The sequence below is a fragment of the Xanthomonas sp. LMG 12459 genome (assembly GCF_009192905.1).
Lineage (GTDB): Bacteria > Pseudomonadota > Gammaproteobacteria > Xanthomonadales > Xanthomonadaceae > Xanthomonas_A > Xanthomonas_A sontii.
In genome coordinates, this window is record NZ_NSGT01000025.1 from 15,362 (window position 1) to 30,250 (window position 14,889).

The 14,889-nt window shown below is 69.5% G+C and carries 11 protein-coding genes and 1 pseudogene; 7 read left to right on the plus strand and 5 right to left on the minus strand.

Features of this window, described 5'->3' with window-relative positions; translation table 11 throughout:
• Positions 1-5 precede the first annotated feature (5 nt).
• From CEK65_RS06700 to CEK65_RS06720, 5 genes are all read left to right on the plus strand, one after another.
• The gene (locus CEK65_RS06700; RefSeq protein WP_152181185.1) at positions 6-839 is read left to right on the plus strand and encodes an SPOR domain-containing protein; all 834 of its coding nucleotides are present in this window, start codon (positions 6-8) and stop codon (positions 837-839) included.
• A gap of 378 nt (positions 840-1,217) precedes the next feature.
• Positions 1,218-1,973, plus strand: coding sequence for an SDR family NAD(P)-dependent oxidoreductase (locus CEK65_RS06705; protein WP_017917008.1), 756 nt, complete (start codon positions 1,218-1,220; stop codon positions 1,971-1,973).
• Positions 1,974-2,223: 250 nt separating this feature from the next.
• Positions 2,224-4,275, plus strand: coding sequence for a TonB-dependent receptor (locus CEK65_RS06710; protein ID WP_152181186.1), 2,052 nt, complete (start codon positions 2,224-2,226; stop codon positions 4,273-4,275).
• Between the two features lie 240 nt (positions 4,276-4,515).
• A complete protein-coding gene (locus CEK65_RS06715; protein ID WP_152181187.1) occupies positions 4,516-6,570 on the plus strand; it encodes a TonB-dependent receptor in 2,055 nt (684 codons plus the stop codon).
• A 172-nt stretch (positions 6,571-6,742) separates the two neighbouring features.
• Entirely contained in the window at positions 6,743-7,900 is a 1,158-nt protein-coding gene (locus CEK65_RS06720) for a pyridoxamine 5'-phosphate oxidase family protein (protein WP_226980492.1), read from the plus strand.
• 17 nt (positions 7,901-7,917) lie between these two features.
• Here CEK65_RS06720 and CEK65_RS06725 read toward each other — a convergent pair whose 3' ends face one another.
• From CEK65_RS06725 to CEK65_RS06735, 3 genes are read right to left on the minus strand one after another with little or no spacing between them, the layout of a single operon-like run.
• Complete coding sequence (locus tag CEK65_RS06725) at positions 7,918-8,472, minus strand: DUF4865 family protein (RefSeq protein WP_152181189.1); 555 nt, start codon at positions 8,470-8,472, stop codon at positions 7,918-7,920.
• Entirely contained in the window at positions 8,469-8,867 is a 399-nt protein-coding gene (locus CEK65_RS06730; protein WP_017912219.1) for a tautomerase family protein, read from the minus strand. Before CEK65_RS06730 ends, CEK65_RS06725 begins: the two co-directional genes overlap by 4 nt.
• Positions 8,867-9,217, minus strand: coding sequence for a carboxymuconolactone decarboxylase family protein (locus CEK65_RS06735; RefSeq protein WP_152181190.1), 351 nt, complete (start codon positions 9,215-9,217; stop codon positions 8,867-8,869). Before CEK65_RS06735 ends, CEK65_RS06730 begins: the two co-directional genes overlap by 1 nt.
• Positions 9,218-9,319: 102 nt before the next feature.
• On the opposite strand from CEK65_RS06735, the gene CEK65_RS06740 reads away from it, so the two are divergent.
• Positions 9,320-10,228, plus strand: a complete 909-nt coding sequence (locus CEK65_RS06740) for a LysR substrate-binding domain-containing protein (protein ID WP_152181191.1) — start codon at positions 9,320-9,322, stop codon at positions 10,226-10,228.
• A gap of 150 nt (positions 10,229-10,378) precedes the next feature.
• Here CEK65_RS06740 and CEK65_RS06745 read toward each other — a convergent pair.
• Positions 10,379-11,494 (minus strand): annotated as a pseudogene (locus CEK65_RS06745) (acyltransferase).
• 203 nt (positions 11,495-11,697) lie between these two features.
• On the minus strand, positions 11,698-13,587 hold the full coding sequence (speA, locus tag CEK65_RS06750; protein WP_152181192.1) for an arginine decarboxylase: 1,890 nt from the start codon (positions 13,585-13,587) through the stop codon (positions 11,698-11,700).
• A gap of 352 nt (positions 13,588-13,939) precedes the next feature.
• Here speA and speE point away from each other — a divergent pair, with 352 nt between their 5' ends.
• Positions 13,940-14,791, plus strand: coding sequence for a polyamine aminopropyltransferase (gene speE / locus CEK65_RS06755; protein WP_152181193.1), 852 nt, complete (start codon positions 13,940-13,942; stop codon positions 14,789-14,791).
• The last annotated feature ends 98 nt before the right edge of the window (positions 14,792-14,889 follow it).

A 14,889-nucleotide genomic window follows, 5' to 3' on the forward strand; every position in this document is an offset into this window, starting at 1 on the left:
GGTAAATGGCAGCACGACGCGGTAAGACCCAGGCCCGGCGCAACAGCGGCAACGGCACGCCCGGGTGGGTGTGGCTGATCGCCGGCGCGGCGATCGCCGCGGTGGTGTTCCTCGGCGCGCCAGGGCTGTTCAAGAAGGACGGCGACTTCCTGCGCGTGGGCGGCCCGCGCGCCAATCCGGATGCGCAACCGGCGCCGGTGGCCGATGCCGACGTCGATGCGGCCCCGGATCTACCCAAGCCCGCCGCCAACGCGGCCGGCAGCACCAAGCCGGAAGCGAAGAAGGACGCGCAGACCCAGTACGACTTCTACACCCTGCTGCCCGGCAAGGAAGTGCAGATGTCCGACGCCGAACTGGCCGCCAGCGCGCGCGCCGAGGCCATTCGCCAGGCCAAGGCGCAGGCCGCTGCAGGCACGGCCGCCACCGGCACCACTCCGGCCGCGGTCGCCACCGCACCGACCGCGACGGCGGCCAACCCGACCCCGCTGCCGGAGACGCCGAGCGCGGCCGCCAGCGCCCCCGCCGCCGCCAAACCGGCAGCCACCACGGCAACGCCGGCCGCGACCACCGCACCGGCGACTGCCGCGGCGGCGGCCGCGCCCGACAACGCGCGCTACATCCTGCAGGCCGGCTCGTTCGGCGCCTCCGGCGATGCCGAGTCGACCAAGGCCAAGCTGGCGATGCTGGGCCTGTCGGCGCGCGTGGAATCGGCGCAGATCAGCGGCAAGACCGTCTATCGCGTGCGCATGGGGCCGTACGGCACCGCCAGCGAACTGGCCGAGGCCAAGCAGAAGTTGAACGGCAGCGGGCTGTCGGCGATCGCGATCAAGGCGCAGTAGAGCCGGGATTGGGGAATCGGGACTCGGGAATGGGTGAAGCGGCTTTCTTGCCGTTTTCACCTGTACGTGCGCGCATGGGTTGTCGCTGCTGACATTGGGCCGCGTTGGCTTGATATGACGTTGCAGTTCCACGGCAGCGTGCTGCCGGCGACTACGCAAAAGAATTAGCAGCCGGGGAATCTGGAATGGGGAGGCGAGCACGTCCCGTTCCGCGCGACGAGGCTTGGAGACGCTTCGGATCCACGCGCTGTCGCGCCGCGCTGGCCCGTCTCAATCATCGAAGCCGACTTCCCCCGCGGGCACACGCGCTGTCGACGCGCGCGACCGGGTTTTGCTTTTACCATTCCCGATTCCCCACTCCCCATTCCCGGCCCTCCAATGACTCAGACCGCCCTGATCACCGGCGCCACCTCCGGTTTCGGCGCTGCCGCCGTGCGCCGCTTCGTCGATGCAGGCTGGCGCGTGATCGCCACCGGCCGCCGCGCCGAGCGCCTGCAGCCGCTGCTGGACGCCTTCGGCGCCGAGCGCGTGCACATCGCCGCCTTCGACATCCGCGACACCGACGCGCTGGACGCGATGCTGGCGGCGCTGCCCGAGGCGTTCCGCGGCATCGACCTGCTGGTCAACAACGCTGGCCTGGCCCAGGGCACCGCGCCGGCGCAGGCCGCGCAACTGGACGACTGGCGCACGATGATCGACACCAACATCACCGCGCTGGTGACGCTGACCCATCGCCTGCTGCCGACGCTGATCCAGCGCCGCGGCGCGATCATCAACATCAGTTCGGTCGCCGCGCTGTATCCCTATCCCGGCGGCAACACCTACGGCGGCACCAAGGCCTTCGTCAGCCAGTTCTCGCTGGGCCTGCGCTCGGATCTGCATGGCACCGGCGTGCGCGTCACCGCGATCGAACCCGGCATGGCCGAGACCGAGTTCACCCTGGTCCGCACCCATGGCGACCAGAAGGCCTCGGACACGCTCTACCAGGGTGCGCAGCCGATGACCGCCGAGGACATCGCCGAACAGATCTTCTGGGTGGCGACGCTGCCGCCGCATCTGAACATCAATCGATTGGAAATCATGCCGGTGACGCAGTCCTTCGCCGGCTTCCAGGTCGCGCGGCAACCGGCCTGAACGGCCGCGGGGCCGCTCCGCGCGGCCCCGCCACGTCCCGTCTCTCGCGCGCCCATGCGGCGAAGGCCCTCTGCCGCACGTTCGGACGGACGCTTGTCGCGCCGGCCTGCTGGCGATTCCGACAACTTCTTAACGAAATGATATAACATCACCAAATCGGAGCCGCGTTCGTACGTCGGACCGCGCACCACCCGCTCGCCCGCAGCCCAGCCGCTGCCGCCAGTCTCCACTCCCCTTGTCCGCAGCCACCATGAAGACCTACACCCATGCCCTCGCCGTGCTGGCCGGGCTCGCGGCCGGCGACGGCGCCGCGCAGACGACACCCGACACCACCACCACGCTCGGCACCGTGGAAGCGCGGCGCCACAGCGCCGCCTCGCTGTCCACGCGCAACATCCTCAGCTCGGTCGACGTGCTCGGCAGCGAGCAGATCGCCGACAAGCAGGTCATGAACAGCTGGGAGTTGCTGGGGCAGATGCCCGGCATGCAGCTCACCGAAACCCGGCAGGGTGCGGAGTCCGGCAAGGTCACCTTCCGCGCTTTCAACGGCGAGGGCTACATCAACGGCATCAAGGTGCTGATCGACGGCGTGCCGAGCAACGTCAACAGCGGCAACCAACGCTTCATCGACATGATCTTCCCGCTGGAGATCGCCTACATCGAGGTGGTGCGCGGCACCAACGATCCGCGCTACGGCCTGCACAACATCGGCGGCAACTTCAACATCGCCACCCGCCAGGGCGGCGACTACCAGGACCTGCGGCTGAGCTACGGCAGTTTCGCCACCCGCGAACTGCAGTACGCCGTCGGCCATGAGGCCGATGGCCTGGCGCAGAACTATTTCGTCGGCGCGCAGGCCGCGCATGGCTATCGCCAGCACGACAGCTCGCGCAAGTACACGCTCGGCGGCAAATGGTTCTACGGCGAAGACGACGATGCCGCACGCATCGGCCTGATCGCACGCGCCTACCACCACGAGGCCGACGAATCGGGCTTCCTCACCGCCACCGAGTTGGCCGAGGACCGTGACCAGTCGCCGCCGAAGAACGCCAACGACGGCGACGACCGCGACATGCGCCAGGCCAGCGTGCACGCCGACTTCAAGCTCGGCGACGGCTTGCAATTGCGCAACACGCTGTACCTCAACCGTTACCAGGACGACCGCCGGATCACCTTCACCCGCTACCCGCTGGGCAACGCGCCACGGCAGCGTCGGCAATGGGACGAAACCCAGACCGGGTTGCTCAGCACCGTCACCTGGCAGGCCAGCGATCTGCTGAGCTTGGAAGGCGGCTTCAACGCCGAGCACCAGGACAACCGTTACCGGCGCTCGCGCTACGCCTACAGCGTGCCGACCGATTTCGACCGTGCGCCGGCACGCGTGCAGAACGACGACCGCTACAGCCTGGATAACCTCGGCCTGTACCTGCAGGCGGTGATCCAACCGAGCGATGCGCTGAAGATCGTCCCCGCATTCCGCGTCGACCGCTTCTCCGGCGAGACCGCGCTGCCCGGCGGCGTGCATGCGCCGCTGCAGCGCTACGGCTGGATCGACCAGCCCAAGCTCAGCGTGATCTACGCGCTGACCCCGCACTTGAGCGTGTACGCCAACTGGGGCCGCACCTTCCAGATCCTCACCGGCTCGACCGCCCCGGCCTACCTGACGCCCGGGCAGAGCACGTTCCGGCCCTCGATCAATACCGGCAAGGAGCTGGGCCTGAAACTGCAGCCGGTCGCCGGCACCGAGGCGCGCGTGGCGGTCTGGCGCCAGGATGCCACCGACGAAGTGGCCAACATGCCCAGCACCGGCACCACGGTCGGGCTCGGCCAGACCCGCCGGCAGGGCGTGGACCTGCAACTGAGCACGCAACTGGGCGAGCGCTGGACGCTGTGGCTGTCGCACGCGATCCAGGAAGCCAAGGTGGTCAGCGCCTTTACCGCGAGCGGCGAGTCGCTGCGCGGGCGCGAGGTGTTCTCCACCCCGCGCTACATCAGCAACGCCGGTGTCGACTACCGGCCCGATGCACGCTGGAAGCTGGGGCTGCAGGCGCGCGCGCAAGGCGACTACTACATCGACGAACGCAATACCCAGGGCAAGTACGGCGGCTTCCGCGTGGTCGATGCCAGCGTGCGCTACCAGCTCAGCCCGCGCACCAGCCTCGACCTGCAGGTCAAGAATCTCACCGACGCCCGCTACGCCTACGTCTGGTACGACAACTTCTTCTGGGGCGGCAACGACCAGCCGATGTTCTCGCCGGCGCCCGGACGCGCGGCCTATCTCGGCTTCGAACTGCGCCTGTAGCCATCGCCGACGTCGGCGCGGTCCGCTGCGGCCGCGCCTCTGCCTGCCCGGTGCCGTCCGGGGCACGCAGGCGCCACGGCGCGGTTGCCTGCGTGGCGCAGAAAACCGCGCGATTTTCCCCGCGAAATCGCATAACATCGCCTTCACGGAGCGAGGTACGCCCAGCGTACCGAACAAGCAAGCCCCGCAACCTCGCCGTTGCCGCCAGCCCTCCGCTGTCCCCACTTGCTTGCAGACCCCATGAAGATCGACTCCCTTGCCCTGGCCGTGCTGGCCGGGCTTGCCGCCGGCCATGCCGCCGCGCAGACCCTCACCTCCGAGACCACCACCACCCTGGGTACCGTGGAGGCGCGGCGCGAGACCGCCGCCTCGCTGTCCACCCGCAACATCCTCAGTTCGGTCGACGTGCTCGGCAGCGAGCAGATCGGCGACAAGCAGGTCATGAACGGCTGGGAGCTGTTGGGCATGATGCCCGGCGTGCAGCTCACCGAGATCCGCCAGGGCGCCGAATCCGGCAAGGCCACCTTCCGCGCCTTCAACGGCGAGGGCTACCTCAACGGCATCAAGATCCTGATCGATGGCGTGCCCAGCGACGCCAACAGCGGCAACCAGCGCTTCACCGACATGATCTTCCCGCTGGAGATCGCCTACATCGAAGTCGTGCGCGGCACCAACGACCCGCGCTACGGCCTGCACAACATCGGCGGCAACCTCAACATCGCCACCCGCCAGGGCGGCGACTACCAGGACCTGCGGCTGAGCTACGGCAGCTTCGCCACGCGCGCACTGCAGTACGCCGTCGGCCATGAGGCCGGCGGCCTGGCGCAGAACTATTTCGTCGGCGCCCAGGCCACGCAGGGCGAGCGCGCGCACGACAGCGCGCGCAAGTACACGCTCGGCGGCAAGTGGTTCTACGGCGAGGACGACGACACCGCGCGCATCGGCCTGATCGCCCGCGCCTACCATCTGAAGGCCGATGCGCCCGGCTTCCTCACCGCCGCGCAATGGGACGACGACCGCGACCAGTCGCCGCCACAGAATGCCAACGACGGCGGCGAGCGCACCCTGCGTCAGGCCAGCGTGCATGCCGACTTCAAGCTCGGCGACGGTGTGCAGCTGCGCAACACGCTGTACGTCAACCGCTACGACGAGGAACGCCGCGTCACCTTCACCCCCTACCCGATCGGCAACGCACCGCGGCAACGCCGGCAATGGGACGAGACCCAGACCGGCCTGCTCAGCACCGTCACCTGGCAGGCCAGCGACCTGCTGAGCGTGGAAGGCGGCCTCAACGCCGAGCACCAGAACAACCGCTATCGCCGCTACCGCTATGCCTACGCGGTGCCGACCGATTTCTGGAGCGCGCCGGCGCGCGTGCAGAACGACGACCGTTACACGCTGGACAACCTCGGCCTGTACCTGCAGGCGGTGTTGCAGCCGACCGACGCGCTGAAGATCGTGCCGGCGTTCCGCGTCGACCACTTTTCCGGCGACACCACGCTGCCCGGCGGCGTGCACGCGCCGCTGCAGCGCTACGGCTGGATCGACCAGCCCAAGCTCAGCGTGATCTACGCGCTGAGCCCGCAGCTGAGCGTCTATGCCAACTGGGGCCGCACCTTCCAGATCCTCACCGGTTCCACCGCCCCGGCCTACCTGACGCCGGGCCAGCCCGGCGTGCGGCCGTCGATCAACACCGGCAAGGAACTGGGCCTGAAACTGCAGCCGGCCGCCGGTACCGAGGCGCGGGTGGCGGTCTGGCGCCAGGACGCCACCGACGAGGTGGCCAACAACGTCAGCTCCGGCACCACCGTGGGCCTGGGCCAGACCCGGCGCCAGGGCGTGGACCTGCAACTGAGCACGCAACTGGGCGAGCACTGGACGCTGTGGCTGTCGCAGGCGCTGCAGGAGGCCAAGGTGGTCAGCGCCTACAACGCCTCGGGCGAATCGCTGCGCGGCCGCGAGGTGTTCTCGGTGCCGCGCTACATCAGCAACGCCGGCGTCGACTACCGGCCCGATGCGCGCTGGACCTTGGGCGTGCAGGCGCGCGCGCAAGGCGACTACTACATCGACGAGCGCAATGCGCATGGCAAGTACGGCGGCTTCCGCGTGGTCGATGCCAGCGTGCGCTATCAGCTCGGTCCGCGCACCAGCCTCGACCTGCAGGTCAAGAACCTCACCGACGCTCGCTACGCCTACGTCTGGTACGACAGCTTCTTCTGGGGTGGCAACAATCAGGCGATGTTCTCGCCAGCGCCCGGGCGTTCGGCCTATCTCGGGTTCGAACTGCGGCTGTAGGGCACCTCGCATCACCTGCATCCGCCACAGCGTGCTGCGCAGGCGCGGCTTCAGCCGCGACGGGCTTCACCGGGAACGCCCCTGTCGCGGCTGAAGCCGCTCCTAAGGGACACCTCCCCGGGGAGATGAAAGGTGCCCTGTCACGGTGCTGCCTGGCCAAGGACGACCGCAAGTGGCCGGACGCGGCGTCCGCCGCGCTGTGGTACGGTTCCAGGCGTCGCCAGCCTTCGCGCAAGCCTCCCGCTCGTTCACAGGAGTGCTTTGCGATGACCTCTCCCGCTTCGCTCGACCACGGCGTCTTCCGCTTCCGGGAGACATCGCCATGACCGACTTCGTCACCGATGCGGCGCAGCTGCAGGATTGCGTGGGCCGCCTACCCGGTCCGCGCGACATGAAGGTGATCGACCACCTGGACGCGCATGCGCTGCGCTGGCTGGCCGCCAGCCCCTTGCTGTTCGCCGGCGTCGCCGGCCAGCGCCTGGCATTGAGTGCGGGCAGCGGTGCACCCGGCTTCGCGCGCGGCGATACGCCGCATTTGCTGTCGATCCCGCTGCAGGCACTGGACACGGCCCACGCGCACGTCGGCGCCGGATTCGGTTCGCTGTTCCTGGTGCCCGGATTAGGCGAAACCCTGCGGATCAATGGCCGCATCGCCGGCGACGACGGCACGCGCGTGTTCGTCGCCGTCGAGGAATGCTATCTGCACTGCGCCAAGGCCCTGCTGCGCGCCGACTGGTGGCACGCGGAGGCACGGGCCGACGCCACGCCGCCGGAGACGCCGGAAGGATTGCTCGCCAGTTGCCGACTGCTGATCCTGGCCACCGCCGATGCCGAGGGCCACGTCGATGTCAGTCCGCGCGGCGATCGCGCCGGGGCCTTGCTGCAAGCCCACCGCGATGCGTGGTGGTTCGCCGACCGGCCGGGCAATCGCCGCGTCGACAGCCTGGGCAATCTGCTGGCGCGGCCGCAACTCGCGCTGCTGGCACTGCGCCCCGGCAGCGCACGCTGCGTGTGCATCGAAGGGCTCGCCCGCCCCAGCACCGACGAGGCGATCCGCAACGCGCTCGCCGTCGATGGACGCGTTCCGCATCTGGCGGTGCGGGTGCTGCCGTCGCTCCTCGAAGAGACGCACAGCTGCGCGCTCGGTCGCTTCGACCGTTGGCCGCCCGTCACCATCGCACACGACCTGGACCCGCCGGCGATCTTCCGCGACCACGTCCGGCTCAGCGGCGCGCGCGACGCCCAGGCCACGCTGATGCGCGCGGCGGTCTCGGTGCCCGGCGTGGTGCGCAAAGGACTGCAGGCCGACTACAAGAAGAACATGTACTGAGCATCCAACGCCGCCGATCACCGGGCGGCGTCGGTCACGCCGGGCACGCTGAGGTGATGCACGGCATAGCAGTGTGCGGCGGCGGCGTCCGGCGGCAGATCGCGCCACAGGTGAAAACGCAGCCGCGTCCATCCCTGCGGTTCGTAGCCGCACACCGTGGCCAGCACGCGTTCGTCAGGCACCTCCATGTCGTCGGTGTCGCTTCCGCAGGGAGGCGATGGCGCCGGAAGCGCGCGGGTGGCGTAGCGCGCCGAGCGCAGCGCCGCGGACGTCCACGCCGTGGCGACCATCCACGCCTGCACGGTCGGGCGTCCGAAGGCCTCGCACAGCGCGGCGAACGCGGGGCCGGCGAGGAACGCGTGCATCGCCGCCGCATCGCGCCACAGATAGAACGGCGCATACAGGTTCTGCCGGCCGGGCAGCAGCGGATCGCTGCGATCGGCGACCAGGTAGGCCTTGAACTGCAACCCCGGCAGCGTGTCGAGCAACGGCCCCTTGTCGGCGATGCGGCGGCGGATGACGGCCATGTCGTAGTCCGCCGGCAACGCGATGCTGTATTGCATGGCGATCATGCCGGCACTCCGCGGGCCGTGATGCCGGCGCGGCCGCCGCCGAACGACCAGTCCTGCGCCGCGGTGGTGACGATGGTGACCATCACGTCCTCCGGGGCGATCCCCGGCGCGATCGCCAGCAATTCGACCAGGCGCCGGTAGAACGCCTGCTTGCAGGCGTCGCTGCGTTCGCGGCCGGCGGTGATGGCGATGAGCACGAAGCCATCCGAGCGCGGCCCGCCCAAGTAGTGACGGTCGAACACCAGTTCGTCCGGGTCGTGCTGATGGATGACCTGGAAGCAGTCGCCGGCCGGCACCTCGAAGGCGTCGTGCATGGCCTGGTAAAGGCTGGCCGACAGCGCGCGCAGGTAGGCGGGCGCGTGGCCGCGCAGCAGCGAAATGCGGGCGTACGGCATCAGCGCGGCCCCGTCATGGCCGGCCGCGCCGCGGCAGCGGTGCGCAGCAACGGCAGCGCGGACGCCGCACACGGCCAGCCGGCGTAGAACGCCAGGTGGGTGATGGCCTCGGCCAGGGTGTCGCGGTCCAGACCGTTGTCCAGTGCGCGCGCCAGGTGCAGCGGCAACTGCTCCAGTCGCGACAGGGCCACCAGTGCCGCCACCGTGATCAGGCTGCGCTCGCGCGGCGACAGCCCGGGGCGCTGCCACACCTCGGCGAACAGCACCTCGTCGGTGAGGCGGGCGAAGGCCGGCGCGATGTCGCCGAACGCGGCCTGCGGGGAAGGAAACGGCGTGGATGGGTCGGACATCGGAAGGTCTCGCAGGGGGGAACGGGCACAGCCTAGTCGCGCACAACCTTTCGAAAAATCGGAAAATATCGAAACGACCGTCCGGAAAATCAGGATCGACCGATGCGCCCCATCACCTTCGACCTCGACGCGCTGCGCAGCTTCGTCGCCGGCGTGGAGTTGGGCAGCTTCGCCAAGGCGGCCGAGCGCCGCGGGCGCTCCACCTCGGCGATCAGCGCACAGCTGAAGAAGCTGGAGGAGCAGGCCGGGCAGCCGGTGCTGCGCCGCCAGGGCCGCGGCCTGGCCCTGACCGAGGCCGGCGAAGCCTTGTTGGGCTACGCGCGGCGGCTGCTCGAGCTCAACGACGAGGCGGTCGTGGCCCTGCAGGACACGGCGTTGCAAGGCTGGGTGCGGCTGGGCCTGCAGGAGGACTTCGGCGAGCACATGCTGCCGGACGTGCTCGGGCGTTTCGCCCGCGCCCACCCGCAGGTGCGGATCGAAGCGCGCATCGCCCGCCATCAGGAACTGCTGGCGCGGGTGGAGGCCGGGCAACTGGATCTGGCCCTGGCCTGGGACTCCGGCGCAGCCTCGGCGCATCGGCAGGCACAAGCGGCGTGGCCGCTGCGCTGGATCGCCGCAGGCGACCGCAGCGCGCCGGACGTGGCCGACTGGAGCGGCGCGGCGCCATTGCCATTGGTGATGCTGGAAGCCCCTTGCCTGCTGCGCACGGCCGCGACCACCGCCCTGGACCGCGCCGGCATCCCATGGCGCATCGCCTTCACCAGCGCCAGCCTGGGCGGCGTATGGGCGGCGGTCCGCGCCGGATTGGGCATCACCCTGCGCACCCCCGCCGGGGTGCCGGCCGGACTGGCCCTGCTCCCGCCTGGCGCCGGCGGCCTGCCCGCGTTGCCGGCGCTAGGGCTGAGCCTGCATCGCGCGGCCGCCGTGCCGCCGCCGGCGGTGGCGCGGCTGGCGGAGATCCTGCAACAGCGCCTGCAGGCGGCGCATGCAGCGCTGGTCGGGGATGGCTGAGACGTCCCGCGCGCTTACTTGCCACCCTTGCAGGGCATCCTCCTGGCGATCAGGACGCCGGCGAGCATGTGGCGCCGCCGCTGGCCACGGTCTTGAGGGATTGCCATCGCTCTTCACCGGGACGTGCCGCGCGGATTGGAAACCGTGCGTTCAACCATGCGCGGTCGCGACAGCCGCTGCGCTGCGCCGCTCGCGCAGGCGCAGGAACGGCTGCTCCACCGCGTAGTGCAGGACAGCCGCGAACAGCAGCGCCATGCCGGCATAGGCGGCGAAGGCGAGCGGTCCACGCCCGTCCAGCAGCGCGCCGAACCACGCCTGGGTCAGATGGAACGCCGCCTTGTGGCTCAGGTACAGGCTGTAGGACACCGCGGCCAGCCAGGCCGCGCCCGGCACCCGGCAGCGCCCCAGCCATCCCTGGGTGGAGGCGCCGGCGCCGACCAGCAGCGCCAGTCCCAACGACAGCACCGGCCAGCCGATGGCATTGCCGAGCAGGCCGGTGCGGTCGCGGAACAGCCACATCGCCAGCGCACAGACCACGATGCCGGCAAGCGCCACGACGCTGGCGTGACGCTGCAGCCGCTGCCAGTGCTGCGGCCGGAAGGTCTTCAGCACCGCCAGCGCCACCCCCGCCAGCAGGCCGTCCAGGCGGTTCCAGGTGGGGTAGTAGAGATCCTCGATGAACCAGTTGCGCTGCAGCCCGGCACCGATGCGATCCAGCGCGCTGTCGTGCAGCCAGATCGCACTGCGCAGGGCGATGCCGGCCAGCACCACGGCCACGCACAGCGCCACGAAACGCGGCGCCGATGGCCGCCGCAGCAGCCACGCCGCCAGCAGCGGAAACACCAGGTAGAAGTGCTCTTCCACGCACAGCTACCACGCATGCGAGAACGCCTGCTGGTTGGCGTAGTCGATGCCCAGGTTGAGGGTGAAACTGGCGAACAGCCACCACGGCGCGATCCCGGGCGCTTCGCGGAACCCGGGCCATGCCAGGTACAACGCCAGCACCACCGCGTACGCCGGCAGGATGCGGTAGGCGCGGCGCCGGTAGAACTCGCCGTAGCGCAGCGGCTCGCCGCGGGCCAGCGGCGCCAGCACCTGACCGCCGATCAAAAAGCCGCTGAGCACGAAGAACAGATCCACGCCCATCCAGCCATAGCGCGACAGCCACTCCCAATCCGGGCCCAGCCCATCGACCACGAAGGAGTGGAACAACATCACCCAGACGATGGCGATGGCGCGCAGCAGGTCGAGGCCGGGATAGCGCATCGTGGGACGGTGGCGGTGGGGAGCGCGCAGCTTACTGGTTGCATCGCCGGTTGCGGCAGCAGCCGTCTATCGACGCCCAAGCGATCGCGCCTGGAAGATGCAAGCCGCGGCGCCAGGCGGCCAACCCCAAGATTGCGTGCACGGGCGTACCCTCACCCCAACCCCTCTCCCGGGGGGAGAGGGGCTTGCGTGGGTCGCCACTGTCAGCCCAGCGGTTCGTCCGACAGGTAGGTGTAGCCGGTCAGGCCGGCCTCGAGCGCGTCGGCCAGTTCCGTGGCCTGCGCGGCCGGCAACTGCGCGGCGGCGACGCGTTCGGCGTAGGCGGCGCGCAGGTCGTCCAGGCGGTAGCCGACGTAATCCAGCATCACGTCGGTGGTGTCGCCGCGGCGCTGCTGGGCGATGCGGTAGCCGTCGCCATCCACGGCCACTTCCACCGCGTCGGTGTCGCCGAACAGGTTGTGGATGTCGCCGAGGATCTCCTGGTAGGCGCCGACCAGGAAGAAGCCGATGCGGTAGCTCTCGCCCGGGCGCAGCGCGTGCAACGGCAGCGAGCTGTCCAGGCTTTCGTTCTCGACGTAGGTCTTGACCATGCCGTCGGAATCGCAGGTCATGTCGCAGACCACGCCGCGCCGCGCCGGCGCCTCGTTCAGGCGCTCGATCGGCACGATCGGGAACACCTGATCGATCGCCCACACGTCGGGAATCGATTCGAACACGCTGAAGTTGACGAAGTACTTGTCGACCAGACGCTCGTTGAGCTCGTCCAGCACCGGGCGGTGGCTCTTTTCCTCATGGCTCAGCCGCGCGCGCACGCCGTGGGCGATGGCATAGAACAGGTCGTCGATGCGCGCGCGATGGGTCAGGTCGATCTGGCCAAGGGCGTAGCCGCTGAGGCCTTCGGCGTGGAAATGCTGCGCCTCCTGGAACAGTTCCACCGCCGGGCGCTGGTCCAGTTCGGCATGGATCTCGCGCAAGTGGCGGATCGCCGCCGGTTCGTCGTCGTGCGCGTCGGGCACGCGGCCTTCCGGCGCCTGCTCCACCTCGGACACGTTGGCGATCAGCACCGCGTGGTGCGCGGTCATCGCACGCCCGCACTCGGTGACGATGCGCGGCGGCGCCAGGCCGTGCTCCTCGCAGGCGCTGGCCAGCGGCTGCACGATGTTGCTGGCGTAGGAGTGCAGGCCGTAGTTGATCGAGCAGTAGCTGCGCGAGCGGGTGCCTTCGTAGTCGATGCCCAGGCCGCCGCCGACGTCGACGTGGCTGATCTTCGCGCCCAGCTTGGACAGCTCGACGAAATAGCGGGTGGCCTCGCGCATGCCGTTGGCGATGTCGCGCACGTTGGAGATCTGCGACCCCATGTGGAAGTGCAGCAGGTTCAGCGCGTCGACGTATTCGGTGTCGCGCAGGGTCTTCCACAGGTCCAGCACCTGCCGCGGCGACAGCCCGAACTTGGCCTTGTCGCCACCGCTGTTCTGCCACTTGCCCGCGCCCAGCGAGGCCAGGCGCATGCGCACGCCCAGGCCCGGCTTCACGTCCAGCGCGCGCGCCTCCTCCAGCACCAGCTTCAGCTCCGACGGCTTCTCGATGACGATGAAGGTCTGCAGCCCGAGCTTGCGCCCGATCAGCGCCAGACGGATGTACTCGCGGTCCTTGTAGCCGTTGCACACGATCAGCCCGCCCGGCCGCGACAGCGCCAGCACCGCCATCAGTTCCGGCTTGCTGCCCGCCTCCAGGCCGAAGCCCTCGCCCTGGTGGCTGGCCAGGGTGCCGGCCACGCCGCGGTGCTGGTTGACCTTGATCGGGTACACGGCGGTGTAGCCGCCGCTGTAGTCCCAGTCGGCCTGGGCCTGGGCGAAGGCGGCCTGCAGCTTGCCCAGGCGCTCGCCGAGGATGTCCGGGAAGCGCACCAGCATCGGCAGCTTGGCCCCGGCCGCGCGCGCGGCGTCCACCACCTCCGGCAGCGCGATCGCCACGCCGTCGGCGCCCTGCGGCCGCACCACCACCCGGCCGGCCGCGTCCACGTCGAAGTACCCGTCGGCCCAGTGCGGGATCGAGTAGGTCTTGCGGGCTTGGTCGAGGGACCAATCGCTCATCGTGGCGGCTCGGCTGAGGGAAAAAGGGCGTGGATTGTAACCCCTGCTACGCGTGGGGTCCGTTACAATCCGCGCCGTTCCGACGCCCTCGGCTCCTGGTGGAGCCGGGCCGGGTTCGCGGGCGCCTGGTGTGGCTTGAGTGCGCGGGGCCGCGTCCGGAGGGTGCGGCGACAGCATCGGGTAGCTTGGCTGCACGTGCTGTGTCCGGCCCTCATCCGGCGAGGTACGGTAACAGCGTCGCGTGGCTTGGCTGCACGAGGCTGCGCCCGACCCTCATCCGGCGCTTCGCGCCACCTTCTCCCGGGGGGAGAAGGAATCGTCGCTTCTTTTCTTGCTTTCCTAGGACATCTGCATGAGCGCCAACGACAACTGGTACATCGAACACTTCCAGCCCACCGGCTCGGCCATCGGCTACCGCATCACCGGCAAGCTGGACGAGGTGCAGTCGCCGTTCCAGAAGATCGAGATCTACGACACCACCGACTGGGGCAAGCTGATGGTGATCGACGGCGCGGTGATGCTGACCACGCGCGACAACTTCTTCTACCACGAGATGATCAGCCACCCGGCGCTGTTCACCCACGCCGCGCCCAAGCGCGTGGTGATCATCGGCGGCGGCGACTGCGGCACCCTGCGCGAAGTGCTCAAGCACCCGGGCGTGGAAAGCGCCACCCAGTGCGACATCGACGAGCAGGTCACGCGCATGGCCGAGAAGTACTTCCCGGAGCTGTGCGACTCCAACAACGATCCGCGTGCCGAGTTGCTGTTCGACGACGGCGTGGCCTACATGGCCAACTGCCCGGCCGGCAGCGTAGACATCGTCATCGTCGACTCCACCGACCCGGTCGGCCCGGCCGAAGGCCTGTTCAACAAGGCCTTCTACGAGAGCTGCTTCAAGGCGCTGAAGGACGACGGCATCCTGGTGCAGCAATCCGAATCGCCGCTGGCGCTGCTGGACCTGATCAAGGAAATGCGTGCGGAGATGGGCAAGGCCGGCTTCGCCAGCTTCCACACCGTGCCGTTCCCGCAGCCGTGCTACCCGACCGGCTGGTGGAGCGTGACCATGGCGCGCAAGCAGGGCCTCTTCGACTTCCGCCAGGACGACGCCGCGGCCAAGCCGTTCGCCACCCGCTACTACAGCGCGCACCTGCACACCGGCACCCAGGTGCTGCCGCCGTTCGTGGCCGAGGCGCTGGGCGGCTAAGCCCCCGGTCCTCTTCGGCATCGGCGCGCGCCTGACGTGCGCCGATGCCGCGGATCGCCGGCGCTGTCGGGGCCCTCGGCAAGGCCGGCCCCCAACGC